Origin of the sequence: Streptomyces olivochromogenes, from assembly GCF_001514115.1 — a bacterium.
GTDB lineage: Bacteria > Actinomycetota > Actinomycetes > Streptomycetales > Streptomycetaceae > Streptomyces > Streptomyces olivochromogenes.
The window spans coordinates 1-1175 of the sequence record NZ_KQ948532.1; the positions used below are offsets into that span (position 1 = coordinate 1).

Here is a 1175-nt window from a genome sequence, read left to right on the forward strand (position 1 = left end):
GTTACTGACTTCGGCGTATCAGGGTGGCGCTGGGTCGTCGAGGGTCAGGCCGGTGCCTGCTATGAAGCCGTCAAGAGTGTCGGGCCGGTACTGGAGGCGTTTGAGCCGGTTGCGTACGAGGACTTCGAGCCGGTCGAGGGCGACGACGGCGAGGTTGGCCAGGCTGCGCTTGACATGTGCCCATACCCACTCGACGGGGTTCAGGTCCGGCGAGTACGCGGGCAGCAGGAATACCGTCAGCCATTCACGCTCGGCGATCAACTCACGTATGGCGTGGGAGACATGGGTGTTCAGCCGGTCCCAGACCAGCACGATCGGGGCCTTGACGAGGTGGTGGACACCGTCGATCAGCGCGATGAAGTCCCGTTCGCCTATGCTGCGGCGTTTGCCTTTGCCCGCGGGATGGGTGCGCAGGCGGTGGCACAGCCGGGTGCGGGAGCCGGGCCGCATCGCGATGAGTCCGGCCACCGACAGGCGGCCCGAGCGTCGCCCGCTCACCGTCACCTGCGGGGTGCGTCCGCGCCGGCCCCAGGTGCGTCCTTTGGGCGGTCGTCGCGTGAAGCCCGCCTCGTCCTCGAAGCAGACGTAGCCCCCGCACGCCGCCCGGGCTCTTTTACCTCGGCCCAGGTCGCCTCCTTCCACACGGTCACGGCCTGCTCATCGCGCTCGGCCACCCGCCGCGCGGGTACCTGAGGACTGAAGCCGAGCCGGTGCATCAGCCTCGTGGCACCCGAGACGCTGTAGGAGACGTGGAACTTCCTGCCGATCAGCGTGGCCACCCGGGCAGCCGTCCACACCTGGTCCTCCACCCAGCCATGCGCGGCAGGCCCCTCATCGAGGTACGCAGCCAGCTTTTCCAGACAGCGCGGGGACAGACGGCATCGCGATCCACTCGAGCCACGAGAGACCAGAGCCTGCACGCCACCGTCCCGCCACATCTGCTGCCACTGGTAGGCCGACTTCGGGCTCACCCTCAGGCGCCGTGCGACTTCCGGCGGCTTGATGTCCTGCTCGAACAGCTCCGCCGCCTGCATCCGTACCGTCTCCCGGCGCTGACGTCCCACAGGGGTCAGGCCGCCCCCATCCGCATACCTCATACACCACGGAATACAGACAACACTCCAGGCCCATCAGGGACTTCGAAGAAGATCACCCTAACGAGCCGAAGCCAGTAA

General features: G+C 67.3%; 1 protein-coding gene. It reads right to left on the reverse strand.

Annotation, left to right across the window (positions count from 1 at the left end; genetic code table 11):
• Window positions 1-18: 18 nt before the first annotated feature.
• A protein-coding gene (locus AQJ27_RS61185) for an IS630 family transposase (protein ID WP_425275302.1) occupies window positions 19-1097 on the reverse strand; the annotation gives its coding sequence in 2 pieces (ribosomal slippage) (window positions 19-599 and window positions 599-1097; 1080 coding nt in all).
• Window positions 1098-1175: the final 78 nt, after the last annotated feature.